Source organism: Vibrio sp. 1159 (genome assembly GCF_033340395.1).
In the GTDB taxonomy this organism is placed as follows: domain Bacteria; phylum Pseudomonadota; class Gammaproteobacteria; order Enterobacterales; family Vibrionaceae; genus Vibrio; species Vibrio alginolyticus.
This window is the reverse complement of record NZ_JAWOWL010000118.1, coordinates 1-1,323: the sequence shown is the minus strand read 5'-3', so window position 1 is coordinate 1,323 and position 1,323 is coordinate 1. Positions and strand designations below refer to the sequence as shown.

General features: G+C 42.9%; 1 protein-coding gene. It reads right to left on the bottom strand.

The window, feature by feature from the left end; genetic code table 11:
* Positions 1-25 precede the first annotated feature (25 nt).
* Entirely contained in the window at positions 26-1,150 is a 1,125-nt protein-coding gene (locus tag R7127_RS26310; protein ID WP_203346290.1) for an ISAs1 family transposase, read from the bottom strand.
* Positions 1,151-1,323 lie beyond the last annotated feature (173 nt).

The following is a 1,323-nucleotide window of genomic DNA, read 5'->3' as shown; positions in this document are numbered from 1 at the left end:
CACGGAAAAATCATGAACATCCCCGTCAATAAAGGCTTGCTAGAACCTTTAAAAGGTACTCAGAATCCATCGCACACATCGCTCTTTTGTGCTTCACACTCGCTTTTAGGGTCGTTTCACTCTTGAGCATATTTAAGCACGCTTGTCTGATCCTTGAGAAATTCTCTGCACTTTCTTCCGCGCGTTTACGACTCGCATCTTCACCAAATGTGGTATCCAAACTCCAATGCATCGACTCGACTAACCAATGTGAACGCGTTGCATTTAACAATTCTTTAGCATCTAAATCCTTCGAGCTGATGTAGTATTTCACCACCACTTCTGACTCTTTCGCTATCGCGTCTTCTTGCCTTATTGAAACCACAATACCCATGGTTTTAATACCAGGCCACTCAAACTCAACATCACCTAAAACACTTAAATCTTTATTGGTCAATGCAAGCCGAGTTTCTTTTCTACCACGTGATTTCTCTTGCGTGCTGTAGGAGTCACCATCATGGTTTTGGAGCATGCTCATCTCAAAATAGTTATCGAACGCTTGCTCTAAACGCCCCTGGTTACCCTTAACTGCTAAAAGATAGTCCGCGTCACTATCAAGTATCTTTTTTGCAATTTTCTTTTGGCAGCCCATCGCATCAATCGTGACTAAACAGCCTGATATATCAAGCAGTTCTAGTAGCTTTGGAATGGCGGTGATCTCATTCGACTTTTGGTATACTTTTTGTTGGCCGAGGCTCACGCCATTTTCAGTGGCAAACGCATTAACCATGTGGATTGCGCCGAGTCCGCGAGAGTCATCATAGGAGCCCCTCACTGTCTTGCCATCAATGGCAACGACCTCACCTTTGGTCAACTCACAGCAATCTTTCATCCATTCAATAAAGCATTTCTGTAATCGAGTGGCACTTATCATTCCCATCGTTCTGGCTATGGTCGATGTTGACGGAACACCATGACTAAAATCGCCAAATCGCTTCAAAAAATCCAGCCGAGCTTGACCGTAAAGACTGATGGCTTTCCAGTCGTCTTGACCAGAAAGTACCGCGCAAATTGTTAACAAAATGATATCAGTTAACTTGTGCTCGACTTTGCCTTTTTGTCTGTAATCTGGAATAACATCGAAATGCATAAATGGGTGCTGGTTACTCATTGTTGGACCTCCAATTTGTCTATGGAGGTATTAAAAAACACTGAAAATGATCTACAAATCGATCTTCGGCCAATTGGTTGTTATGTGATAGCGATAGCTAGCGAACTTCGAAAATTGAGACCACACCAAAGCGCAAACCCTTTAAACATGGGCATGTTCATGAATTTTCCCTG